We start from the raw sequence: 24,854 nt of genomic DNA on the forward strand, positions 1-24,854 counted from the left end.
CCATTATAAGACTGTTTAAAATTTAACTAAGATAATGCTTCAAATAAGTGAAAATATGATTAAAAAAATAGTTAGTTAAAATTATATAATATAAAAATTATTATTATTTTTACGTCTAAATTAAATAAATTATTATTTCTTTAAATATTATTAAATAACAAAAAATGTGACTAAAAATACACATTGACAGCTTTTGAGATCTAACCAATACTAAATTCCAATTATTGAGATACACATCTCATTAATTATGTAGCGCAATAAATAATACTTACTTAAAAATACAAAATTATATAGGAAATAGACCAACATGTTCTTACTAACAAATCTCGTATCTTCGATATCAAAAATTACTCAAGATTTGGGTAATATTGTATCGGTAAACACAAACGTAAACACAGGTTCCGCTGTTAATGTAAACGTTTCTGATATAAACATTTCTGATGTAAATATCTCTACATCAGGTTTACTCTCTAATGTAATTTCAACGGTAACCAACACCCTGACAACAACCACAACAGGCCTTGTTTCTGATGCCGTTGGTACTGTTACTGGCAGTATCGGTTCTACAAGTCCTGTAGACACAGTAACTAATATTATTGGCGGAGTAACTGGCGGTATTGATCTTGGAACTTCTCCAATTGCTCCAGTTATTGACGTTGTTCAAGGTGGTATCGACATTCTTCAGGGTGTTGAAAGCCTAAAAACTGAAATCATCAATACAGGTATCGACACTGTTGCTGATACTATCATTGGTGTCCTTCCTCAAACTGAACACCCTGTTTCTGAAATTGCTGATCTTGGCACTTTAACTTTCGAAACTTCTCGTGACACAGTAAATGGCACGCTTGAAGTCATTTCTGATCTAGTGGGTGGAGACATTCAAGGCGCAACTGAGTCTGCTACTGGTGTCGTTGAAACATTAATCACTAATGGTACAACTGCGACAGGTATTGTTACTGACGTTGTCGGAAGCATTACAGATGTCGTTGGTGGTGTAACTGGTGGCGTTGATGGCAACCCGCTTGAAGTAATTACTGACATCATCGGTGGCGTAACTGGTGGCGTTGACGGTAATCCACTTGAAGTAATTACTGATATTATCGGCGGTGTAACTGGTGGTGTTGACGGTAATCCGCTTGAAGTAATTACTGATATTATCGGCGGCGTAACTGGCGGTATCGGTGATGGCACATCTCCAATCGCTCCAGTGATTGATGTCGTTCAAGGCGGTATTGATATTCTACAAGGTGTAGAGAGTCTAAAAACTGAGATCATCAATACTGGTATCGAAACTGTTGCTGATACTATTATCGGTATTCTTCCACAAACTGAATATCCTGTTTCAGACCTAGCAGATCTTGGCACTTTAACTTTCGAAACTTCTCGTGACACAGTAAACGGTGCACTTGAAGTTGTTTCTGATTTAGTTGGTGGTGATATTCAAGGTGCTACTGAATCTGCTACCGATATTCTCGATACACTGATTACAAATGGGTCAACTGCTACTGGAATTATTAATAACATTATCGGCGGCGCAACAAGTGGTGATAGCCCACTTGGCGTGGTAACCGACATTATTGGTGGTGTAACTGGCGGTGTTAGTGGTAATCCTCTTGAAGTCGTGACTGACATTATCGGCGGTGTAACTGGTGGTGTTGATGGCAACCCGCTTGAAGTAATTACTGACATTATCGGCGGTGTAACTGGTGGTGTTGACGGTAACCCGCTTGAAGTAATTACTGACATTATTGGCGGTGTAACTGGTGGTGTTGATGGTAATCCACTTGAAGTAATTACTGACATTATTGGCGGTGTAACTGGCGGTATCGGTGGTGGAACTTCTCCAATCTCTCCAGTGATTGATGTTGTTCAAGGCGGTATTGATATTCTTCAGGGGGTAGAAAGCCTAAAAACTGAAATTATCAACACTGGCATTGATACAGTTGCAGATACAATTATCAGTATTCTTCCACAAGCAGAACATCCTGTTTCTGAACTTGCTGATCTTGGTACTCTAACTTTCGAAACTTCTCGTGACACAGTAAATGGTACGCTTGAAGTCATTTCTGATCTAGTGGGTGGAGACATTCAAGGTGCTACTGAATCTGCTACTGGTGTTCTCGATACGCTAATTACAAATGGCACAACTGCTACTGGTTTAGTAACAGAAATCATTGGCGGATTGACAGGAACTATTGGTGGGGTAACTGGTGGGGATAGCTCACTAGGCTTAGTCACTGATTTACTTGGCGGTTTAACTGGTAGCGTAGATGGTGATAACCCTCTTGGCTTAGTGACCGACCTTCTAGGCGGCTTAACTGGTGGCGTTACTGGCGGTACAGACAACCCTATCGGCATCGTAACAGATATCGTGGGTAGCTTAACGGGCGGTGTGACTGGTGAAGGTGGGTTAGATGTTATTTCTAATTTACTAGGCGGATTAACTGGTGGTAGCTTACTCGGTGGTGTAACGTCGACAGTATCAAGCGTAACTAATACAACGCATACAATCATACCTACATCATTACTTACCGATAACTTCTTAGAAAACTCTTTCAATACTGTTTAATATAAGTCATTAAAATAAAGCCACTTATTACAAGTGGCTTTATTTATTAATATATCTTTAAATATTAATTCATTTCTTCCCATCTATAATATTTCTTATGCGCCAGCTCTAACATTGCATAATCATTAGGTGTATCACCATAAGCATAAATTGTAGAATACTGAGTTAAATCATATTTATTTTTTATTCTATTTACTTTTTCTAAATAACCACAATCACCATTAATAAAATCACCTGTCAAAATACCATCACGTATTTCAAGTTGATTACATATAACGTCTAAATCTAAAGATTGACACCAGCTTTCTAAATAAACGCCTAATGATGCAGATACAACAACAATCTGATCACCTTGTTGTTTATGCCAGAGAATACGTTCCAAAGCATTTTGACGCACACAGGTAGGAAGGACACTTTTAGCAAACTCTTGTCCCATATATTTTAGGGAATCCGCATCATAGCCCACGTATCCCACTTGGCAGAGTTTAGTTCGAATAGTTTTATCGGTTACCCATCCAAGCTTATAACCCGCTATATAAGGCGCAAGTCGAATACCACCTAGTATTTGAGTTTTTTTATTTAAAGAAAATTTAAGGAATAGACTGAATGTATCGTTATGAGTGATCGTGCCATCAAAGTCAAATAAAGCTAAGTTCATTTATGATTATCTCTAATATAATTAAAAAGTTATAAATTTAGATTTTTTAAAGTACTAAAAAACAGGCACAAAAAAACCGCTATAAAAGCGGTTAATTCTTCAAGTTGGTGCGCTCAGAGAGATTCGAACTCCCGACCCCTTAGTTCGTAGCCAAGTGCTCTATCCAGCTGAGCTATGAGCGCGTAACTTGTGTGCCTTTCAGCGATTCGTTCTATTTTACTTGGTGCGCTCAGAGAGATTCGAACTCCCGACCCCTTAGTTCGTAGCCAAGTGCTCTATCCAGCTGAGCTATGAGCGCATTAAGTAAATGGCGGTGAGAGAGGGATTCGAACCCTCGATACCAGTAATAGGTATGCTTCCTTAGCAGGGAAGTGATTTCAGCCACTCATCCACCTCACCGGAACGAGCCGCCATAATACAAACTAAAACCCTATTGTTCAAGTCATCATAGTGAAATTTTCTTGTTTTTTAGTTCAATGAATTATTTTTTAAGCAATTTTCTCATTATTTTCGTCTTTTTCGATCAAACGCTTGTTAAGATAGATATTATTTCTTCATCAAAATACTGTAGTGCATAACACATTATTGCAAACCTAAACGTGCAGTTCGGGTCTGCATGACTTATGCTAAACTTATCTGCCAAGCGTGAAACCAAACGACATGACAAAAAACTGGGCTGACCCCGAAGCGAAAGCTGAAGCTGAACGTTATGACAATCCTATTCCAAGCCGTACTCTTATTTTAGATACATTGGAACAATTGCAGACACCGCAATCTCATGCAGAATTTGTCGATCATTTTAATATTCATGACCAAAAAAGTATTGAAGCACTCAGTCACCGCTTAAGTGCTATGGTTCGTGACGGTCAAATCATGAAAGACGGGTTTAAATTTCAGTTGGTGGCAGATCAACCGACCTATGAAGCAACTGTTTATATCAATAGTAAAGGTTTAGGCACAGCGCATATTGATGGTCAAAGTGACCTTTTACTGCCTGAACGTGAATTACGTTTAGTCTTTAACGGTGACCGAGTTAGAGTGCGACAGACTTCAGTTGATCGTAAAGGCAAACCTTGGGGATTTATCACAGAAGTTTTACAACATCGTGTTAAACAATTAATTGGTAAATTGTCGGTTCACGATGGCGAATATTTTATTCAGCCCAACAATCCAAATCAGCACCAACCTATTCCTTTAGAAAAAGAACTGGTAACACATGCTGAAGCAAATGTTGGCGATATGCTACGTGTCGCAATAGACAGCTATCCGACTCGTGAAGAATTTGCGACGGCGCATATTATTCAGTCTATGGCCGACAAAGCTGATACAGAAATTATTATTCCGCAGACTATTCTTGAGTTTGGCTTACCTTACGAATTTCCAGATGAAGTTATAAAAGAAGCTGAAAGCTTTAAAGAACCATCTGCTCAAGACCGTGAAGGCCGCATTGATTTACGAGATTTAGCATTAGTTACGATCGATGGTGAAGATGCTCGAGATTTTGATGATGCGGTTTATGCTGAAAAACGTCCAGGTGGCGGTTATCGTGTAGTAGTCGCAATTGCTGATGTTAGCCATTATGTACGCTTAGACTCAGCCCTCAATGAAGAAGCTGAGGAACGTGGTACTTCGGTATACTTCCCGCATTTCGTATTACCGATGCTACCAGAGGCATTGTCAAATGGCTTATGCTCTCTAAACCCTCATGTAGACCGTTTATGTATGGTCTGTGACTTGAAACTCTCTCGTACAGGCCGTGTAACTGGTTACGATTTTTATCCATCAGTGATGCATTCAAAAGCGCGTTTGACCTATACACAGGTAGCACAATATTTTGACGGCGCAACAGATGCAATTCCAAAAGATCGTGATATTCATAAATCTTTAAATACGCTTTTCCAGCTTTATCAGATTTTGAAAAATTTACGTGCTGATCGTCATGCAATGGAATTTGAAACCATTGAAACTTACATGACTTTTGATGAGCTAGGCGGGATTAAAGAAATTTTGCCACGTACACGTAATGAAGCACATAAGCTCATTGAAGAGTGCATGTTACTTGCTAACGTTGCTGCGGCTGAATATGCATTAGAACATGATGTTCCAATGTTATACCGCGTACATGAAGCTCCAGAGTTCTCACGTATTCAGAAAGTAAAAGACTTTGTTAAATTACTGGGTCTACCCTTCCCTGACCAACCAACTCAAGCAGACTATCAAAGAGTAATTGAAGCAACTAAAGATCGTATTGATGCTCCTAGTATTCATGCCGTCTTATTACGCTCAATGATGCAAGCTTATTATGGCGCAAAAAATGCAGGGCACTATGGTTTGGCTTATGAAGCTTATACGCATTTCACTTCGCCAATTCGTCGTTACCCAGACCTATTATTACACCGTGCCATTAAAGCTCACTTGAAACAAAAGCCTTATCCACTCTCTGGTGCTGCACTAGATGATGCAGGTGAACATTTCTCTCAAACAGAGCGCCGTGCTGATGAAGCTTCTCGTAGCGTAACAACTTGGTTGAAATGTCACTACATGCAGCAGCATCTAGGTGATGAATTCATTGGTATTGTAAGTGCGGTGACCGAATTCGGTTTATTCGTGACACTGAAAGATTTATATGTCGATGGTATGATTCATATTAGCCAACTCGGCGATGACTTCTTTATTTATGACCAAGCGAGTCAAAATCTAGTAGGTCAAAATCGTGGTCAAGTCTTTGGTTTGGGCGATGAAGTTAAAATTCAGGTTGCTGGTGTCAATCTGGAAGAACGTAAAATTGACTTTCAGCTCATTAAGCAAGTTACCCATGCAGGCCGAGTAGTTCGTAGCCGTGCGCCGCGTACGACTAAAACTACTACGCAGGCGACTGAAGAAGTTTTCAGTAAACCAACTGTCAGTAGTGATGGTGAGCGACCTGTTCACAAAAAGAAAGAAAAAAGTAAGCCAAGTTCTTACACCAAAAAATCTGGTAAGAAAACCTCAGCAAAAGCCGAGACTAAATCAGAAAAGGTGAAGAAAAAATCTAAGCCTAAAAAGAAAAAGTCGAATGCAAAATCAAAGGCTGAATAGTGAGTAAATAATTATCACACTTCAGAAATAAGTCTCCAATAGGAGGCTTATTTCTTTTTAAAAAGGGTTATTTTACACATTAAGCTTGATTTCCAGCCTGAGAGGACCTACATCTAATACCATGTTTAAAAAATAATGTGGCTATTAGCAATGACTTTACAGCAAGCGACTTTACCAACTCCGCGTTTTGACCAAATTAAATTAGAAAATTTAAAACAAGACATCCAGCAAGCGATCCAAGCAGGTCAGGAATTTTTAAATACTCTTACGGCTGCACCTACAGATGCAGCTCAGCAACTTGCCGTACTTGAGCAAGTCGATACGCTTGAAAATAATCTAAGTGAATCATGGGGCGTTTTATCGCATTTAAACGCTGTAATGAGCAATGCAGAAACGAGAGAAGTCTATCAATCTTTATTACCAGCATTAAGTGAATATTACACTCAGCTTGGTCAACACACGGCGCTTTATCAAACCTATCAACACATCCATGATGGTCAAGGTTATAGCTCTCTTAGCCCTGCACAGCAAAGTGCTATCCGTCTAGCTTTACGTGACTTTAAACTTTCAGGTGTAGCTTTAGAGGGTGAAGAGAAAAAACGTTATGCAGAGATTTCTGCGCGTCTTTCACAGCTTTCTTCTGATTTTTCAAACCACGTACTTGATGCAACACAAGCTTACTTTAAACCACTTACCGAAGATCAGCTAAAAGGTCTTCCAGAAAGTAATATTGAGTTATTAAAACAGTACGGCAAACAACGTGAACTTGACCAAGCTGTAGCAACCCTAGATTTCCCAGCATATTTTGCAATCATGACTTATGCAGATGACCGTGCATTACGTGAAGAGCTTTATAGAGCTTATGTGACTCGTGCCTCTGATCAGTCTGAACAAACTGAGTTTGATAACAGCAAAATTATGGAAGAAATTTTGAGTCTTCGTCAGGAAATGGCGAAACTACTTGGTTTCAATAACTATGCTGAATATTCTCTGGCAAGTAAAATGGCACCGGACGTAAAAACAGTACATGAGTTTTTGGTTGACCTAGCAGAGCATGCGCGCGCTCCTGCACTTCAAGAAGTTGCCGAACTTCAAGATATTGCTAAACAAGATGGTGTGGATGAGCTTAAACCTTGGGATACAACTTACTATTCTGAAAAGCTTAAACAGCAACAATTCAACCTGTCTCAAGAAGCGTTAAAACCTTATTTCCCTGCCCCTAAAGTTCTTCAGGGATTATTCCAGATTGTGCAGCGTCTATACGGCATTAATATTATTGAAAGACAAGCACCTGTCTGGCATCCAGATGCACGTTATTTTGAATTAGAAGATCAAGGCCAAGTGATTGGTGGCTTCTTCTTTGACATCTATGCACGTACAGGCAAACGTGGTGGCGCATGGATGAATGGCTTCCGCTCGCGCATGCAAACACTTCATGGTTTACAAAAACCAATTTGCTATATGGTGTGTAATTTCACTCCTCCTGTAGGTGATCAACCTGCTTTATTGACTCATGACGAAGTGATTACTTTGTTCCATGAGTTCGGACATGGTTTACATCATATGTTGACCGAAGTAGATAATATCTCGGTTGCAGGAACTCATGGTGTTGCTTGGGATGCAGTAGAACTACCAAGCCAGTTTATGGAATTCTGGTCATGGGATAAAGAAAGTCTAGATGTATTAAGTGAACACATCGATAGTAAACAGACTTTGCCACAAGAATTACTAGATGCATTATTAAATGCCCGATTCTTTCAATCTGGTATGCAAACTTTACGTCAGCTTGAATTTGCATTATTTGACTTGACCATTCACACAAAAACACCTGCCCTGAACAGTGAGCAAATTCAGCAAACCTTAAACGATATTCGTAAGCAATATGCGGTCGTTCCTACTGTCGACTACAACCGTTTCCAACATAGTTTTAGTCATATTTTTGCGGGCGGTTATGCCGCAGGTTATTACTCTTACAAATGGGCAGAAGTCTTAGCGAGCGATGCATTTGATCGTTTTGAAAATGAAGGCATTTTTAACACTCAAACGGGTAAAGAATTCCGTCAGGCAATTCTAGCTGTGGGTGGAAAAGACACTGCGCTTGAGGCATTTGTTAATTTCCGTGGACGCGAGCCTAAAATTGACGCATTGTTACGTCATCAAGGTTGGACGAATGATAACAAAACCGCTTAAACTATGGGCCTAAATTGATCGTGTGGTTAGGGTGATAAAGATGAAAAAACGTTTCATTGCTGGGGCAAAATGTCCAAAATGTGAAGCCATGGATCGGATTATCATGCTAACCACCGCAGAAGACGAATGGATTGAATGTATCGAATGCGGTTATAGCGAAAATCGTCCGACTCATGTTGATGAGCCTGAAACACCTGCTGAACCGGATGAAATTGGGGTAATACAGTTCAAGCCACGTCGTCCCGACTAAAGGTCTTAAACATGCCACTACAAAGAAAACAAAACTCAAAATTATTATGGATTTTAATTGGGGGCTTAAGCATTCTCGTAGTGCTTTTTTTTGCAGCGCAATGGTTTTTTAAAAAAACCGAGTCGTCAGCACCACTGGTTGATCCACAACCTGTCTCGACTCCTGCTCCTGCTAAACCGAAACCAGCTGAGCCATTACCAAGTTCTGAACCTTTAGCTGAAAATGCAAGTTCTCAGCAACTTGTTAGTGAAAATGTGCTTAAAGAGCCTGTCCCTGCCCAAGAGTCTTTAGCAAAAGAAGAAGTATCTAAACTTGAAGATATTCATCGGCAGCTAAAAGATCAGGAAGCAACCTTAAAAGCTCAGCATGCAGATGCGGATCAATTAACCAAACTCAAAGAAGAACAAGTTAAATTGCTGGAAGCTCAGCTTAAACAGCAATAATTTTTCAACGAGCTCTTAAAAAAGCTAAAGCTATCCATCTTTAGCTTTTTTGTTCGGATTTAAATAATTCTAATCATCTTGTTTTAAATTTACTCAATCTACTTATTAAAAAAGCCCTCCATTTAGGAAGGCTTTTTTGTATAACCAATACTTTGATTTAAGTTATTTATACCAATCGAATAACTTAAATACATATGGCACATAAGTCACTAATACCAATGATGAGAACAAGACAATAATTGGTAGCAACCAGCGCTCATAACGGAAGTAGAAGCTTGTATATTTCTCTTTCGCTTCAGCATCAGCAGCATTCACTTCATCATCTCCGACGGACAACCGCGTAAGTAGATGGTTCAAGGCAACTGGTGGTGTTACGTAACCAAATTCGAATGCAACCAACACAATCATCCAGAAATGAATTGGATGGATACCATTTTCGTATGCTACAGGTGCAATAGTTGCAGCAACTAAAATTACAGCACCAAATGGATCTGTACACATACCAATAATGGCAAGTAATAGCGCAATACATGCAAGTGAAATGTAAATACTGCCCAAATGAGTCGGTAATAATTCGACCACTTCAGAGCGTTCAATTAAACCACCTACACTTGCAGACAATGCCATCAAGATAATTAAAGCACCGATATGACCTACAGTTTCTGAGGTCGCAAATCGAAGTGCTCCACCAAAACCAAGACGGTATTGAGAGCTATGCGGATCATGTGCACGCAAGAATGGTGATTTTTGTTCGTGTTCACGAACAATCGCTTCATGAATATTGATTGCAGGCGCTTCTTTGGTCGCAACCAATTTGTCGTACAAGATCATTGCGATCAGAACTAATGGCAAAATTACTGGTGCAGTAAACTCGTTCATTCCTGTATCTAATGCATATTTATAGATCGCAAGAACAACAGCAGTGATCAGAATGTATGGAATTACAGGTACAAAGGCACGCATCATGCCCGGAATCGCAACTTTTGGTGAATTCACACGGAATTTTTCTTCAGCTAAAAGTAGTGAAACACCCAAGAAAATAAATGCAGTTAACCAAAATACATAAATACCATGCCCAAATAGCTCATCCGACGTAACATGACGGCTATCAAGCATTGCAATTAAAACGACCAGTAGACATGGACGTACAACTACCCCTAAAGAACCTGACATTGCAGACACAGCCAAAGCATATTGACGGCGAGCACCCGCATTCCAGACTTCTTTATAAATAATTGCACCTGCTGCGATAACAAAAATACCAGATGCACCTGTATAAGCTGTTGGTACAGCAGCAGCAATTAGAATTAACCAAGTTAAGGTTTCTGGCGCCAAGTTCCATGGACGAAGCACATTAAGGAACAAGTCCATAACGCGTGTTTGAGTTAAAAGCATACCTGCCCAAATAAACAAGGCAAGGTTTAAGAAGATACCCGAGAACTCAACCAATAAACCAAGGTAAATACCTTGCCCCATTGGGTAATCCATAAAGAACGTAAATACGATGCCTGTAATTAGGGCCATGTAAGCATATAAAGGCACTGATAATAAGGCTAAGCCTATATTCCCGCCTTCACGCTTTGGTGGAGGTGAAACAAATAATTGATACAAACTAATTAAAGTCAGAACAACAAATAGAATCATCCAGATCCAGTAAATCGTTACTGTTTCATAGGTAGGTGTTACCCCAGAATTTATGACTGAACGATACTGACTAATGACAGAGGTACTAAGCAGCGCATTACCAATCAACATAAACAGGGAATACACTTTGTAATCTATTTTTGTTGCTGGGTTACGCAAGCCAATATGGTGATATTTCAACGATGCAGTAATCGCAGAAATCAGAACCATAAAGACCAGTAAAATGGCACGGTTTTCTGTACCAAATTTAAAAATACCAAAGAAACCAGTCTCGATAGCACGGTAAGTACGTACCCCTGGGTTAGCTTCGATATATTTAATAGTTTTATCATATGCCTGATATTTTTCATCACATTGTTGCTGCGCTGCGAGTAGTGATGCACGAACATCACTTTCCGATGCTGCACCAAAGAAACTCGCGAAATCATCAGACGCATTCGCTTTCATTTGTTCTTTTACTTGAGCCTCGATATTTGGATGTCGATCACAAGTTGGCTTTTCAGGCTCAGCACGCAAAAAAGAATATTGCATACCTGTAGCAGGGTCGCCATATAGACGTTCCCCGATACGTAATAATTGTCCGTGGATCATTTCCCCGGTACCAATAATTAGCGTCATTAATAGCAGAATGAGGATGACGAATGTTGAGATCCATTCGTTCCAGATATAACCCAGCAGACCTAATCCAGATCTTTTTTCTTGATGTTCTTGCATAAATATTCCAATTTTGTTCTCTCAAGTCCCTAAAAATTAAAGAATTGAGTCATGCAATTTTTCTTGGTCAGGGGTTAAATCCATCCCCCTTCTACCAATCCCTTTATTCAACGATCAAATTTGCATCAAACTTTGTTAATAAAGAATGACTAAAATCTCTTTTTTAACAGTTTGTATTGTCAATGTTTCTTTTTTAATCTCTGGAAAAGCCAATAGCATCCTCCAAAGATTGCGCCACCAATTGCTCCATATAGGTGAGCTTCAGTTAAAACTGGACTCCCTATTAACTGGGCGGTCCCTGTTTGCCCAAAAGTGTTTTCCCATATAAGTTTGGCAATAATTAAACCTAAAACTAGCAAAGCAAAATTTCGCTCTTTACGATATTGCAGATAGACTAAAGCAACCGCTGTATATAGCCCATGTAAGACACCAGATAGGCCCGCATAAGCTTCGATATAAGGTAAATAAAAGTAGAACACCAAACTAATAAAAGGTGGCAATAGCAAAAGTAGACTTAGAAGATGCCATGCTTTTGTATGCGGAAAGATAAAGGGTAAACAGGCGAATGCCATCATATTTAAAAGGAAATGAACCCATCCAACGTGTACCCAATGTGCAGTCCATAAACGCCAGAATTCGCCAAGTAAACTTTCGCGCCAATAAATAAAAGTATCAGGAAACACCTGTAGACAAGCAGATATGGAAATGCACACTGCGACCAGAAGCACTTTACTATTCAGTACATGATCCTTCATGGCACACTCCTTGAAATTAAACTTCTTACGATTATTGTAGAACTTAACAATAGACTCGCAAGAAGTTAGCCTTTCAAATATTCTTTACTGCGCTGCTGGTGGAGCAGATGAATCAGCAGGAACTTCAGAAGCGGCTCCCCCATCAAACAACTCATCTAGCTCTGCTGCACCTTCATTCTTATCATCCCAGAAATGAGACATACCATCATCTCCGGTACGTACACCAGTATGTTCAGTCCAGTAACGGTCAGAGATACCACGTACAATAAGGCCAGCCATACTATCGATTAACTTAAAGTTAGGATTAACAGGTTTGTCATCAGCTTGAGACGCAGCATAAGATCTTAATGCATCACGGATTTTTGCATCATCACCACTTGCTTGAGCAGCTACCGCATATAAGGCATGAGATAGGCGAACACCTTTTTTCTCACCAATCTGAATTGACTGTTTTAAAGTTTGGTATGGATCAGGCTTCCCTTCATCAGCACCTGGCAATAAAGTCCAGATAACAGCACGTGTTGCGTTAGGGGCGCCCCAGAATTTTTCATTATCTAGACAAACCATGCCACGCTCTACAATAGCAGCGATATCTTTAGGAACATTGACTGCGCCGCCTGAGTTAATATCGTTGGTCACAGCCTGAAGACCACTGATCATGCCAAGTAAATAAACGGTTTGATCAGTATCATTACGCATCGTTGGGCAAGAGTCACCTAAGTGGTATTTATATTTAGATTCCCAACGATCAGCAAATAACTTATAGCCTGTATACTGACGTTCAGCTGCAATTGCTGCCCAACGCTTCTGTGCAATACGTGCATCTTGGGCTTCTGTCACTTGACCTGCTTTTGAAGCACGTAAATAACGCAGTTCTTGTTCTAAAGCTTGATTTTCCGCACATACACCTGATGCTGCATACATTAATACTGCAACACGTGTCGGATCTGCACCCATCCCTTTAGTAGACATGATGGCAGGTGTTAACGCACTACCAGTATTACATACCATTTCAGCATCTTGCATTGCCAAAATAGGTGGAACGACGTGCTTTTCCGTAAAACCTAGAGCAACATTTGCTCCGGTTTTCACGACGTATGAACAACCTGATAAAACTGAAGCTGCAAGAAAACTTACCGCCAAACCTTGGCTTATTTTTTGGACTTTAGACATCTTCCTGTCCTCTATGTAATTTGTTTTTTCCTTTTCAGATGTACATTAGCAGATGCATATCTTGAATAAAAGAGTAATTACTCTAATTGTAGCGCTTATACTTTGACACACTTCACAGCAGATAAAATTGACAGTTTTTCGAGGAAAAAGAAATTTTAGGCAAAAAAAAGTAGCATTGCGACGGTTCAGCACATGCTACTTATTAACTGGGATAAGCTTTTAACGGCTTATATTATTTTTGTTCTATATAATCCTTAAGTAAAGTTCCTGCTCTTCCTACTACTACAGCCATAACGACTGCAATTAACAGAAACATCCACATTGAAATCTCCATGAGAGACCTCCTTACTACAATCGCACCCAGTTATAAACTGGACACTTGATGAAATTAATCGATTAACCAATTTTAATAATTGACTGATCGACGACCTTGCATCCTCTGTCTCTTAACCTTGTTAAAACTAACTTTGTTAAGATGTTCCCTGAGTAAAGTTCCTGCTCTTCCTATCACCACTGCCAGAATTATAGCAATGACCAAGAACGACCATGTTGGCATCTCCATTTTGAGACCTCCGACACACTTTACGTTGGTGTTTGTACTTTAACCGATCAAATAGCTACCCATAGGCGAAATTGTCAGACAATTGTCTTTCCTTGGCTTTTTTCTATATTTTAATTAGACAATCCGAAGTTTAATAAAGAAAATAATTATTAAGTTTTTGTTTTTTATGTATTTTAAATAAACATACAATTGTAGAATTGTCTAACAATTAATAGAGTTTTTCTAAAACTTTTAATCTTTTCCACTGCTGAATAGGAAGCTGATCGAACCAAACAATAGCTATATTCGTAGGAGTTTCTTCAAAATAAATAACTACAAATAACTGATAATCAATTATTTTAGTAATTTCCCCACGGTAAATTTCTTTTTTCGAAAAATATGCAATCGACCATAATTTTTGATCTAAATATTCAATTTGAGATATTTGTGCTTGCTTTAGAAAGAAAATAAAACCAATAAATAGAAGAATGACAGCACATAGCCACCATATCGGTGTTAATAATTGATAAAGCAGGATTGCTAAACCCAAACCAACAAAAAGCTGAAATATTACCGAGACACGGCTATATTTCAGCTCAAAATTTAATTCTTTTATCAAAACAGTTTAGCCATGCACATACTGTTTTAGTTTATAAATAAATTCACGTAACTCAGTACGTGGAGGTTCAGAAACTTCCATGAACCAATCTAATAAATCTGGATCTTCTTGATCAACTAGCTCTGCAAATAATGCTTTTTCTGCTGGATCAGCTTTTAAATAATAATTTTTTACATACGGGTCAAAATAGACGTCAATTTCTTTTAAGCCGCGGCGTGCTCGATAAATTACTTTACGTTCTTCCAAGGTCATTTCGTCAGACATTTACGTCCCCATCTGTGTTGATAGTGCGCCTAGTTTACCTGATCACATCCTAAAGATCGCTAAAAATATCAAATTGACCAAATTTATCATCTTGTCCGCATAATTGAGCATTCATCACATTGTGGGGCATGAAATGCTTACGTATGTTTAGGGCATAACATCACACCTGAACCAAGGAAGAAATACAAATGCAATCTGGTGCCATCCGTCCTATTCCAAATATGTTACCGAGACAATTATTCAATGAAGAACACGAAGCCTTCCGTGAGACAGTGCGTAAATTCTATGAAAAGGAAGTCGTTCCCAATATAGAGAAATATGAAAAACAGCAACATGTTGACCGAGATCTTTGGAATAAAGCTGGAGAATTAGGTCTTCTTTGCACCACAATGCCAGAGCAGTATGGTGGTTCTGGAGTAGATCGTCTATACAGTATGATTCTTATCGAAGAACAAGCGTATGCAATGGACTCAAGTACTGGTTTTTCTCTACATTCTGATATTGTTGCTAATTACGTCAATAATTTTGGTAATGAAGAGCAAAAACAAAAATGGTTACCCAAAATGGCAACTGGAGAAGTTGTTACTGCTATTGCAATGACGGAACCAGGCACTGGTTCAGATTTACAAGCGGTAAGAACAACCGCCGTACTTGATGGTGATGAATATGTCATTAATGGCTCTAAAATTTTTATTACAAATGGCTACTTATGCGATATGGCCGTAGTCGTTTGTAAGACTGGCAATAGTGATAAAGGTTCGGCGAACTTATCCTTAATTATTGTAGAAGCAGATCGTGCTGGTTTTAGTAAAGGTAAACCTCTAAACAAAATTGGAATGAAAGGACAGGATACTTGCGAATTATTCTTTGACAATGTGCGCGTCCCTAAAGAAAACCTTTTAGGAATGGAAGGTATGGGCTTTATCATGCTCATGAAAGAATTAGCATGGGAACGAATGTTAGTTGCTATTATTTGTCAGGCAGGTGCTGAAGCAGCATTTGCACATACTGTTCAATATACAAAAGATCGTAAGGCGTTTGGTAAACCTATTGGCGCATTTCAAAATACGCGTTTTAAACTTGCTGAACTCAGAGCAGAAATCGATTTCTGCCGTACTTATTTAGATCGTTGTATGGAATTACAACTTGAAGAAAAATTGAGTGTAGAAGCTGCCGCAGCTGCTAAATATAAAATTTCTGATATGTTCTCGAAGATTGTAGATGAATGTCTTCAATTACATGGTGGTTATGGTTATATGCTTGAATATCCAATTGCACGTGCATACATTGATCATCGAGCAAATCGAATTTATGCAGGTACAAATGAAATCATGAAAGAATTAATTTCAAGAACACTTTAATAGTTTCATAAGAAAAGGGGCATTACGCCCCTTTTCTTATTTCATACGAATTAAGATACTAATTTTGGTTTACGCTCATTTGCTTCAGAACGCTTATGGAAATGAAGAATGCCATCTTCAAATTTTGCATTTTTCAAAGACTTTCTATCTTCTAAATAGTTATTAGTCACCTGCCATGGAGCACGCTTACCTTGTTTAGGAAGTTCATGTGCTGCACGGTTAATATAACCTGAAGATAGTTTACCCATTACTGTATCTTCTTCCATCACAGTCTTATCACCCGATGGAATCACTTCATCATAACTATTTTTGTCCATATAGTTTAATAAGCGACAAATATATTCGGCAGCGATATCTACTTTGAGTGTCCATGAGGCATTCACATAGCCAATAATCATAGCCATATTCGGCACATCACTTAGCATTATGCCGTTATAAAGCATATGTTCAGATGAGTTAATTGGTTTCCCATCAAGAGTTGCCTGAACTCCACCCATAATCTGAACTTGTAGTCCTGTTGCAGAAACAACGATATCAGCATCAAGATGTTTGCCAGATTTAAGTAAAATACCTTTTTCAGTAAATTTCTCGATCTGATCAGTTTCTACACTTGCTTTGCCTTCACGTAAAATCTTAAATAAGTCACCATCTGGCACTACACATAAACGCTGATCCCAAGGATTGTATGAAGGCGTAAAATGCTTCATATCAACCTTACCTTTAAGCTGCACTTCAATTGCTTTTAAAAGTAAACGACGTACAGTTTTAGGATGTTTCTGAGACAACGCATAAATAGCACGCTGCATACCAATGTTACGTGCGCGGGTAAATTTATAAGCTGCCTCTTCAGACATAAATTTACGCGTTTTTTCATAGATGAAATCGATAGAAGGAACGCTAGCAATATACGTTGGTGAACGTTGCAACATGGTCACATGACCTGCCCCACCTTTAGCCATTGCTGGTACTAAAGTAATCGCTGTTGCACCACTACCGATAATAACCACCTTTTTACCTGTGTAATCTAAGTTTTCAGGCCAATGCTGTGGGTGAATGAGTTGCCCTTTAAATGCTTCTTGATTTGGGAAAGAAGGTGCATAACCCTGATCATAATTATAGTAACCTGTACAACCTACAACAAAATTGGCAATCCAAGTCTGCTGTTTTTTATTGCTATCTTCGACTACAACCTGCCATTTTTTTGAAGCCGAATCATAATTAGCAGAAAGTACGCGATGACCAAAATGAATTTTTTCTTTTAATTTAAAATCATTAATTACTTCACCTAAATATCCTTTAATAGAAGCACCATCAGCTAATACATTCGCTTTACACCATGGTTTAAAGTTAAAACCAAAGGTAGACATATCTGAATCTGAACGGATGCCAGGATAACGGAAAAGATCCCATGTTCCACCAAAAGACTCGCGACGTTCTAAAATCTCGAATTGTCGTTGTGGTGAATTTTTTGATAAATGGGCAGCGATTCCGATTCCTGAAATACCTGCGCCAATGATTAAAATATCAACTTGCTTTTCCATTTTATTTTTATACCCATTGTTGAGAATATAAGTTTATTAAAACACAATTTTGACAATACACAATGTCAAGTTTGACCGTTTATCTGCTTTTTTATGTCACTTGAGGACATTTTTATAATTTATTTTGTGACTAGAAATAAAAAAGACCGGTATAAAACCGGTCTTTTTTGAATAAAATCAATTATTCAGCTGAAGTGTTTACTTCACGATCTACAAGCTCAACGTAAGCCATCGGTGCTGCATCACCAGCACGGAAGCCCGCTTTAAGAACACGTAGATAACCGCCGTTACGTTCTTTGTAACGAGGGCCGAGTACGGTAAATAATTTACCAACAGTTGCAGCATTACGAGTACGAGCAAATGCTAAACGACGATTTGCTACAGTATCGTTTTTTGCTAGAGTGATTAAAGGCTCAGCAACACGACGTAATTCTTTAGCTTTAGGCACAGTTGTTTTGATCAACTCGTGTTCAAATAAAGAATTAGCCAAGTTTTGGAACATCGCTTTACGATGGCTGCTTGTACGGCCTAATTTCACACCACTATTACGATGACGCATGGTGATAGTCCTACTTAATTAACGGCTACGATAGGCAAAACGGTCGTCCATACGAAGACTAGCTGGTGGCCAGTTTTCAAGACGCATACCGAGTTGTAAGCCTTTCGATGCCAAAACATCTTTGATCTCTGTTAACGATTTTTTACCAAGGTTAGGAGTTTTTAATAACTCAACTTCAGTACGTTGAACAAGATCACCAATGTAGTAAATATTTTCTGCTTTCAAACAGTTAGCAGAACGAACAGTAAGCTCTAGATCATCTACTGGGCGAAGCAAGATTGGGTCAACTTCTTCACGAGGCTCTTGAGCAACTGGAGTTTGGTCTTTCTGAAGATCAACAAAAATTGCAATTTGTTGTTGCAAGATTGTTGCCGCTTTGCGGATTGCTTCTTCAGGATCAACCGTTCCATTTGTTTCGAGGTCGATTACCAGTTTATCTAAATCAGTACGTTGTTCTACACGCGCATTTTCAACGGTGTAAGAAACACGCTTAATCGGGCTATAAGAAGCATCTAATTGCAAACGACCAACAGGACGTGTTTCACCTTCAGGGAAACGAGAATCAGATGTTTCATAACCACGACCTTGAGCAACTTTCAAGCGCATTTTTAATGAGCCTGAAGCACTTAAAGTACCGATTAAATGTTCTGGGTTAACCACTTCAACATTATGAGGTAAACGAAGGTCAGCAGCAGTAATATCGCCAGGACCTTGTTTTTCTAATGTTAAATATGCTTCATTTTGATCGAACAGCTTAATAGACAATCCTTTTAGGTTCAGCAAGAGCTCGACGATGTCCTGCTGCAAGCCTTCTAAAGTACTGTACTCGTGCTCGACACCTTCTATTTCTACTTCAACCACAGCAGCGCCAGGTAAAGAAGACAATAGAATGCGACGTAAAGCATTACCTAGAGTGTGGCCAAAACCACGCTCTAAAGGTTCTAGAATCACTTTTGCCGAGGTCCCGCTTACCGCTTCGACCTTGATCGCTTGCGGAGTTAGAAACTCGTTTGCAGTACGCGTCATTATTGCTACCTCAAGGATTATTTAGAATACAATTCTACAATCAAGCTTTCGTTGATTTCAGCAGGTAAATCAGAACGATCTGGTGCAGCTTTAAACGTACCTTCAAGCTTAGAATGATCAACTTCGATCCAAGCTGGAATACCACGTTGTGCAGCTAACTCAATCGCGTTTTTAATACGCAATTGTTGTTTAGCACCTTCGTGAACCGCAATTACATCACCAGCTTTAACTTGAATAGATGCGATGTTTACACGACGACCATTCAAAGTAATGCTACGGTGACTTACTAACTGACGAGCTTCTGCACGTGTAGAACCAAAACCCATGCGATAAACAACGTTATCAAGACGGCTTTCAAGCAATTTCAACAAGTTCTCACCTGTTGCGCCTTTAACACGAGCTGCTTCTTTATAGTAGTTACTAAATTGACGTTCTAACACACCGTAAATACGACGGACTTTTTGTTTTTCACGTAATTGTAGTGAATACTCAGATTGCTTACCACCGCGTGCCTGACCATGTTGACCAGGTGCTTTGTTAGCTTTTTTAGTTTTGACGTCAAATGGTTTAACGCCAGATTTAAGTTGCAGGTCTGTCCCTTCGCGGCGAGAGAGTTTGCATTTTGGACCAATATAACGAGCCATGAATGTTTCTCCTTACACGCGACGTTTTTTAGGTGGACGGCAACCGTTGTGAGGAATTGGAGTCACATCGGTAATGCTGTTAATCTTATAACCCACTGCGCCTAATGCACGAACCGCAGACTCACGACCTGGACCAGGACCTTTTACAAGGACGTCCAGATTTTTCAAACCGTAATCTAAAGCTGCTTTACCAGCAACTTCAGCAGCTACCTGAGCAGCAAACGGAGTTGATTTACGTGAACCACGGAAGCCTTGTCCACCTGAGGTGGCCCAAGCCAATGCATTACCTTGACGATCAGTAATCGTAACAATGGTGTTATTAAAAGACGCGTGAATGTGTGCAACACCTTCAGAGACGGTACGAGTGACCTTCTTGCGTGTGCGAGTATCTTTAGCCATCTTTTAGCTTCCAGAAATCTTACTTTTTAATCGGTTTGCGCGGACCTTTACGGGTACGTGCGTTAGTTTTGGTGCGTTGACCACGGACAGGCAAGCTGCGACGATGGCGAAGGCCGCGGTAGCAACCCAAATCCATTAAACGTTTAATGTTCATGGAAATTTCGCGACGTAAGTCACCTTCGGTAGGAACCTTAGCAACTTCTGCACGAATCGCATCAAGCTGAGCATCGTCCAACTCACGGATCTTAGTAGTTTCAGTAATACCAACTGCAGCTAAGATATTCTTAGCAGTGTGGCGACCGATACCAAAGATGTAAGTGAGGGAGATAACAGCATGCTTGTTATCCGGAATGTTTACACCGGCAATACGAGCCATTCACTTTCTCCAAAAAGGCAGTAGAGATAATCAACCGCCCCACAAAAATCTTGAGGGGCGGATATTAACCCAATTCGCCTACTGAAATCAACAGGTCTTGATTAGATTAACCTTGACGCTGCTTATGACGAGGTTCTGCGCTACAAATTACGCGAATAACCCCATTACGACGGATAACTTTACAGCTACCACAAATTTTCTTTACAGAAGCTTGTACTTTCATGATGAAACCTCTAAGTGCGCTTATCCCTTAGGATGAGCAGTCGTTTTTCTCATTAATGTTTGATTATCATATTGATGAGATGTTAAATGCGCTTGTAGCTGAGCCATAAAGTCCATAACCACGACAACTACGATCAATAATGAGGTACCACCCAAATAGAATGGAATCCCAAAAGAGCTTTGTAGAATCATTGGCATTAAACAAATGACCGTAATATAAATCGCACCAATAAACGTCAAACGATTAAGAATATGATCTAAGTAACGAGCAGTTTGCTCACCTGGGCGAATACCAGGCACATAAGCTCCGCTGCGTTTTAGATTTTCTGATACTTCCTTAGGGCTAAATACTAAAGCCGTATAAAAGTAACAGAAAAAGATAATTAACGCACCAAAGAGCACCAAATACAAAGGCTGTCCAGGCGACAATACTAAAGCTAAATCTTGTAAGCTGCTTTTAATAAAACCAGCATTTGGATCTGCACTTCCCACCCATTGACCAAGACTTGCTGGGAACAAGAGTAAAGAACTTGCAAAAATCGCAGGAATAACACCGGCCATATTAATTTTTAATGGCAAATGCGTCTGCTGTGCTGTAAATATACGACGCCCTTGTTGCTTTTGCGCATAGTTTACTGGAATGCGACGTTGTGCTTTTTCAATAAACACAATAGCTGCCAATACACCTAAAGACAAAAGACCAAAAATTACAAGACCAATTAAACTTGTCTGACCATTATCTACAGAAGAAACTGATTGCATAATTAGTTTAGGCAAACCAGCAACAATACCTGCAAAAATAATCATTGAGATACCGTTACCAATACCTCTTTCAGTGATTTGCTCACCTAGCCACATTAAGAACATAGTTCCAGCGACAAGTGAAGTTACTGCTGGGATATAAAACGCAAGACCAACTGACAGAGTAATACCCTGACCAATCAAACCTGCGCACATACCAACTGCTTGAACCACTGCAAGCAACAATGTGCCCTGACGCGTATACTGATTAATTTTACGCTTACCTTGCTCACCTTCCTTTTTCAAGGCTTCAAGTGATGGAATTACAGTAGACATTAACTGCACAATAATTGACGCAGAAATGTACGGCATAATCCCTAAAGCAAGAATAGACATTCGCTCTAAAGCACCGCCAGAAAACATATTGAATAGCCCAAGAATAGTTCCTTGGTTCGCATGAAATAAATTTTCTAACGCAGCATTATTAATGCCTGGTACTGGAATATGCGCTCCTAGTCGAAAGACCAGCAATGCACCGATTAGAAAACTCATCCGGCGAATAATTTCACGGTATTTCACATGAAATGGCTGACCTTTCATCATGTTGACATGACCTGAAGAACTAGGAGACATAGACACTCGAGATTACTCCTCGACTTTACCGCCAGCTGCTTCAATCGCAGCTTTAGCGCCTTTAGTCAATGCAACACCTTGAACAGTGAATGCACGAGTGATTTCACCAGAAAGTACGATACGAGCACGAATTTGGTCACGACGAACAACATTCGCAGCTTTCAAAGTTTCTAGGCTAACGATGTCGCCTTCAACTTTGCTTAACTCAGATAAACGTACTTCAGCAGTTTTTAAAGCGATTTGGCTAGTGAAACCGAATTTAGGTAAACGACGATAAATCGCAGTTTGACCGCCTTCAAAGCCTGGACGAACGCCACCACTTTTACGTGATTTTTGACCTTTGACACCACGGCCACCAGTCTTACCAACGCCAGAACCGATACCACGGCCTAAACGACGGTGTTCACGTTTTGCACCTTCTGCAGGCGCAAGTTCATTTAAACGCAGAGTCATGGCTTATTCCTCTACACTAACCATATAGTAGACTTTGTTGATCATACCGCGGTTAGAAGGCGTATCTTGCACTTCTACAGTATGACCAATACGACGCAGACCTAAACCTTGTAAGCAAAGCTTGTGATTTTTCAAGCGATGTGAAGAAGATTTAGTCTGGGTAACTTTAATCGTTTTCATGATTGATTACCCTTGAATTTCTTCTACTGATTTACCACGTTTCGCAGCGACTTTCTCAGGAGAAGTCATATCACGCAAACCTTTGAAAGTTGCGTTTACTACGTTTGCAGCATTAGTAGAACCATAACATTTAGCAAGTACGTTATGTACACCTGCAGCTTCTAGAACGGCACGCATAGCGCCACCAGCGATTACGCCAGTACCTTCAGAAGCAGGTTGCATATATACACGGCTTGCACCATGACGAGCATTCACAGGGTGTTGTAAAGTAGTACCTGCAAGGTCTACAGTAATCATGTTGCGACGTGCAGCTTCAAGTGCTTTAGAAATAGCAGCTGGAACTTCACGAGCTTTACCACGACCAAAACCAACACGACCATTACCATCACCCACAACAGTTAATGCTGTGAAAGAGAAGATACGACCACCCTTAACAACTTTGGCTACACGATCAACGGCAACCAGCTTTTCAACAAGACCTTCGTTTTGTTCAACTTTAGCCATGATTAGAACTCCAAGCCGTTTTCACGAGCAGCATCAGCCAAGGCTTTGATACGACCATGATATTTAAAACCAGAACGGTCAAATGCAACTTTAGTTACACCAGCTGCTTTCGCACGCTCTGCGATTAAAGCGCCTACTTTAGTAGCCGCGTCTACATTACCTGTAGTACCGCTACGTAAAGATGCATCCAAAGTTGAAGCTTGCGCTAAAACTTTGCCACCATCTGCTGAAATAACTTGAGCATAGATGTGACGCGGAGTGCGGTTTACACACAAACGAGTCGCACCCAATGCACGAATGTGCAAGCGTGTGCTTTTCGCACGACGCAAACGGGATTGTTTCTTTTCGTTCATAAGAACCTCGCGCCTTATTTCTTCTTAGCTTCTTTACGAAGAATGACTTCATCCGAATAACGAACACCTTTACCTTTATATGGTTCAGGAGAACGATATGCACGGATTTCTGCCGCTACTTGACCTAACAACTGCTTGTTTGCTGATTTCAAAATGATTTCAGTAGCAGTTGGAGTTTCCGCTGTTACACCTTCAGGTAAAGCGTAGTCAATTGGGTGTGAAAAACCAAGGTTAAGGTTTACAACAGTACCTTTAACCGCAGCTTTATAACCAACACCAACTAGCTGCAACTTACGTTCGAAGCCTTCACTAACCCCTTTAACAAGGTTATTCAATACAGCGCGAGCAGTACCAGCTTGCATCCAAGCATCTTTCGATTCTTTAACTGGAGCAAGTTGAAGTTTACCTTCTTCCTGTTTTAGCTCGACCAGCGCATGCAGGTTGAAAGACAATGTACCTTTGCTGCCTTTCACTTCGACCTGCCGGCCGTTCTGAGTAACTGCTACACCATTAGGTACAGTTACTGGGGCTTTAGCCACACGAGACATGAGGAATCACCTATTAAGAAACAAAAGCAATAACTTCACCACCAACGCCCGCAGCACGTGCAGCGCGATCAGTCATGATGCCTTTGCTTGTAGAAACAATTGCAATACCTAAACCTTGCTTAACGCTTGGAAGTTTATCTTTACCACGGTATTGGCGAAGACCTGGACGGCTTACGCGTTTAACCATTTCGATAACTGGTTTGCCTTCGAAATATTTTAAAGTAATTGTCAAAGTAGATTTTGTCTCTTCTTGAGCAACTTCTACATTTGAAATATAACCTTCTTGTTGAAGTACGTTTGCAATTGCAACTTTCAACTTAGAAGAAGGCATAGAAACAGTTTGTTTCTTAGCCATTTGTGCGTTACGAACACGTGTTAGCATGTCGGCAACGGTATCTTGCATACTCATTTAGTCG

26 protein-coding genes and 3 tRNA genes are annotated in these 24,854 nt (G+C 39.9%); 6 read left to right on the forward strand and 23 right to left on the reverse strand.

Annotation, left to right across the window (positions count from 1 at the left end; all coding sequences use genetic code 11):
• Positions 1 to 307 precede the first annotated feature (307 nt).
• Entirely contained in the window at positions 308 to 2,569 is a 2,262-nt protein-coding gene (locus AW165_RS02960; RefSeq protein WP_060464934.1) for a beta strand repeat-containing protein, read from the forward strand.
• A 64-nt stretch (positions 2,570 to 2,633) separates the two neighbouring features.
• Here AW165_RS02960 and AW165_RS02965 read toward each other — a convergent pair whose 3' ends face one another.
• From AW165_RS02965 to AW165_RS02980, 4 genes are all read right to left on the reverse strand, one after another.
• Positions 2,634 to 3,227, reverse strand: coding sequence for an HAD-IB family hydrolase (locus tag AW165_RS02965; protein ID WP_046813666.1), 594 nt, complete (start codon positions 3,225 to 3,227; stop codon positions 2,634 to 2,636).
• A gap of 105 nt (positions 3,228 to 3,332) precedes the next feature.
• Positions 3,333 to 3,409 (reverse strand) — tRNA-Arg (locus tag AW165_RS02970).
• Positions 3,410 to 3,448: 39 nt separating this feature from the next.
• Positions 3,449 to 3,525: transfer RNA gene (locus tag AW165_RS02975), tRNA-Arg, on the reverse strand.
• 10 nt (positions 3,526 to 3,535) lie between these two features.
• Positions 3,536 to 3,626 (reverse strand) — tRNA-Ser (locus tag AW165_RS02980).
• A 261-nt stretch (positions 3,627 to 3,887) separates the two neighbouring features.
• Between AW165_RS02980 and rnr the strand changes: the two genes are divergently transcribed.
• The 4 genes from rnr (at position 3,888) to AW165_RS03000 (ending at position 9,188) form a co-directional block, all read left to right on the forward strand.
• The gene (gene rnr, locus AW165_RS02985; protein ID WP_060464935.1) at positions 3,888 to 6,305 is read left to right on the forward strand and encodes a ribonuclease R; all 2,418 of its coding nucleotides are present in this window, start codon (positions 3,888 to 3,890) and stop codon (positions 6,303 to 6,305) included.
• A 135-nt stretch (positions 6,306 to 6,440) separates the two neighbouring features.
• Positions 6,441 to 8,495 (forward strand): M3 family metallopeptidase, encoded by a 2,055-nt coding sequence (locus AW165_RS02990; RefSeq protein WP_060464936.1) that lies wholly within the window; start codon positions 6,441 to 6,443, stop codon positions 8,493 to 8,495.
• Between the two features lie 40 nt (positions 8,496 to 8,535).
• The gene (locus tag AW165_RS02995; protein WP_002117042.1) at positions 8,536 to 8,745 is read left to right on the forward strand and encodes a YheV family putative zinc ribbon protein; all 210 of its coding nucleotides are present in this window, start codon (positions 8,536 to 8,538) and stop codon (positions 8,743 to 8,745) included.
• Positions 8,746 to 8,756: 11 nt separating this feature from the next.
• Positions 8,757 to 9,188: a hypothetical protein gene (locus AW165_RS03000; protein ID WP_005067294.1), complete on the forward strand. Its 432-nt coding sequence runs from the start codon at positions 8,757 to 8,759 to the stop codon at positions 9,186 to 9,188.
• Positions 9,189 to 9,350: 162 nt separating this feature from the next.
• Here the strand turns inward: AW165_RS03000 and AW165_RS03005 are convergent, their stop codons facing one another.
• The 5 genes from AW165_RS03005 to AW165_RS03025 form a co-directional block, all read right to left on the reverse strand.
• Complete coding sequence (locus AW165_RS03005) at positions 9,351 to 11,546, reverse strand: TRAP transporter large permease subunit (RefSeq protein ID WP_017400431.1); 2,196 nt, start codon at positions 11,544 to 11,546, stop codon at positions 9,351 to 9,353.
• A gap of 179 nt (positions 11,547 to 11,725) precedes the next feature.
• Positions 11,726 to 12,301 (reverse strand): rhombosortase, encoded by a 576-nt coding sequence (gene rrtA / locus AW165_RS03010; RefSeq protein ID WP_005078319.1) that lies wholly within the window; start codon positions 12,299 to 12,301, stop codon positions 11,726 to 11,728.
• A gap of 84 nt (positions 12,302 to 12,385) precedes the next feature.
• Positions 12,386 to 13,474 carry a hypothetical protein gene (locus tag AW165_RS03015; RefSeq protein ID WP_014207738.1) on the reverse strand — a complete coding sequence of 363 codons (1,089 nt, stop codon included), beginning with the start codon at positions 13,472 to 13,474 and terminating at the stop codon, positions 12,386 to 12,388.
• A 770-nt stretch (positions 13,475 to 14,244) separates the two neighbouring features.
• On the reverse strand, positions 14,245 to 14,634 hold the full coding sequence (locus tag AW165_RS03020; RefSeq protein ID WP_005804615.1) for a hypothetical protein: 390 nt from the start codon (positions 14,632 to 14,634) through the stop codon (positions 14,245 to 14,247).
• Positions 14,635 to 14,640: 6 nt separating this feature from the next.
• A complete protein-coding gene (locus AW165_RS03025) occupies positions 14,641 to 14,898 on the reverse strand; it encodes a succinate dehydrogenase assembly factor 2 (protein ID WP_002117064.1) in 258 nt (85 codons plus the stop codon).
• Between the two features lie 188 nt (positions 14,899 to 15,086).
• Here AW165_RS03025 and AW165_RS03030 point away from each other — a divergent pair, with 188 nt between their 5' ends.
• On the forward strand, positions 15,087 to 16,259 hold the full coding sequence (locus AW165_RS03030) for an acyl-CoA dehydrogenase family protein (RefSeq protein ID WP_060464937.1): 1,173 nt from the start codon (positions 15,087 to 15,089) through the stop codon (positions 16,257 to 16,259).
• Between the two features lie 50 nt (positions 16,260 to 16,309).
• Here the strand turns inward: AW165_RS03030 and AW165_RS03035 are convergent, their stop codons facing one another.
• The 14 genes from AW165_RS03035 to rpsH all read right to left on the reverse strand — a co-directional run bounded on the left by AW165_RS03035 (position 16,310) and on the right by rpsH (position 24,847).
• On the reverse strand, positions 16,310 to 17,800 hold the full coding sequence (locus AW165_RS03035) for a flavin-containing monooxygenase (protein WP_057068731.1): 1,491 nt from the start codon (positions 17,798 to 17,800) through the stop codon (positions 16,310 to 16,312).
• 181 nt (positions 17,801 to 17,981) lie between these two features.
• Entirely contained in the window at positions 17,982 to 18,359 is a 378-nt protein-coding gene (rplQ, locus tag AW165_RS03040; protein WP_002049717.1) for a 50S ribosomal protein L17, read from the reverse strand.
• Between the two features lie 18 nt (positions 18,360 to 18,377).
• Positions 18,378 to 19,385 carry a DNA-directed RNA polymerase subunit alpha gene (locus AW165_RS03045; RefSeq protein WP_002116730.1) on the reverse strand — a complete coding sequence of 336 codons (1,008 nt, stop codon included), beginning with the start codon at positions 19,383 to 19,385 and terminating at the stop codon, positions 18,378 to 18,380.
• A gap of 17 nt (positions 19,386 to 19,402) precedes the next feature.
• Positions 19,403 to 20,029, reverse strand: a complete 627-nt coding sequence (gene rpsD, locus AW165_RS03050) for a 30S ribosomal protein S4 (protein WP_000135204.1) — start codon at positions 20,027 to 20,029, stop codon at positions 19,403 to 19,405.
• A 12-nt stretch (positions 20,030 to 20,041) separates the two neighbouring features.
• A complete protein-coding gene (gene rpsK / locus AW165_RS03055) occupies positions 20,042 to 20,428 on the reverse strand; it encodes a 30S ribosomal protein S11 (protein ID WP_001040166.1) in 387 nt (128 codons plus the stop codon).
• 19 nt (positions 20,429 to 20,447) lie between these two features.
• Positions 20,448 to 20,804, reverse strand: coding sequence for a 30S ribosomal protein S13 (gene rpsM / locus AW165_RS03060; RefSeq protein ID WP_000090815.1), 357 nt, complete (start codon positions 20,802 to 20,804; stop codon positions 20,448 to 20,450).
• Between the two features lie 106 nt (positions 20,805 to 20,910).
• Entirely contained in the window at positions 20,911 to 21,027 is a 117-nt protein-coding gene (rpmJ, locus tag AW165_RS03065) for a 50S ribosomal protein L36 (protein ID WP_000867907.1), read from the reverse strand.
• Positions 21,028 to 21,047: 20 nt separating this feature from the next.
• Positions 21,048 to 22,367: a preprotein translocase subunit SecY gene (gene secY, locus AW165_RS03070; RefSeq protein WP_014207743.1), complete on the reverse strand. Its 1,320-nt coding sequence runs from the start codon at positions 22,365 to 22,367 to the stop codon at positions 21,048 to 21,050.
• A gap of 45 nt (positions 22,368 to 22,412) precedes the next feature.
• The gene (gene rplO, locus AW165_RS03075; protein ID WP_002116985.1) at positions 22,413 to 22,853 is read right to left on the reverse strand and encodes a 50S ribosomal protein L15; all 441 of its coding nucleotides are present in this window, start codon (positions 22,851 to 22,853) and stop codon (positions 22,413 to 22,415) included.
• A gap of 3 nt (positions 22,854 to 22,856) precedes the next feature.
• Complete coding sequence (gene rpmD / locus AW165_RS03080; RefSeq protein ID WP_000849088.1) at positions 22,857 to 23,033, reverse strand: 50S ribosomal protein L30; 177 nt, start codon at positions 23,031 to 23,033, stop codon at positions 22,857 to 22,859.
• Between the two features lie 6 nt (positions 23,034 to 23,039).
• Positions 23,040 to 23,537, reverse strand: a complete 498-nt coding sequence (rpsE, locus tag AW165_RS03085) for a 30S ribosomal protein S5 (protein ID WP_001141025.1) — start codon at positions 23,535 to 23,537, stop codon at positions 23,040 to 23,042.
• A gap of 2 nt (positions 23,538 to 23,539) precedes the next feature.
• Positions 23,540 to 23,890 carry a 50S ribosomal protein L18 gene (gene rplR, locus AW165_RS03090; protein ID WP_002049741.1) on the reverse strand — a complete coding sequence of 117 codons (351 nt, stop codon included), beginning with the start codon at positions 23,888 to 23,890 and terminating at the stop codon, positions 23,540 to 23,542.
• Positions 23,891 to 23,904: 14 nt separating this feature from the next.
• A complete protein-coding gene (gene rplF / locus AW165_RS03095) occupies positions 23,905 to 24,438 on the reverse strand; it encodes a 50S ribosomal protein L6 (protein ID WP_002116801.1) in 534 nt (177 codons plus the stop codon).
• A gap of 13 nt (positions 24,439 to 24,451) precedes the next feature.
• Positions 24,452 to 24,847, reverse strand: coding sequence for a 30S ribosomal protein S8 (gene rpsH / locus AW165_RS03100; RefSeq protein ID WP_002049732.1), 396 nt, complete (start codon positions 24,845 to 24,847; stop codon positions 24,452 to 24,454).
• Between the last annotated feature and the right edge of the window lie 7 nt (positions 24,848 to 24,854).

The sequence above is a fragment of the Acinetobacter sp. LMB-5 genome (genome assembly GCF_001541635.1).
Taxonomy (GTDB): domain Bacteria; phylum Pseudomonadota; class Gammaproteobacteria; order Pseudomonadales; family Moraxellaceae; genus Acinetobacter; species Acinetobacter pittii.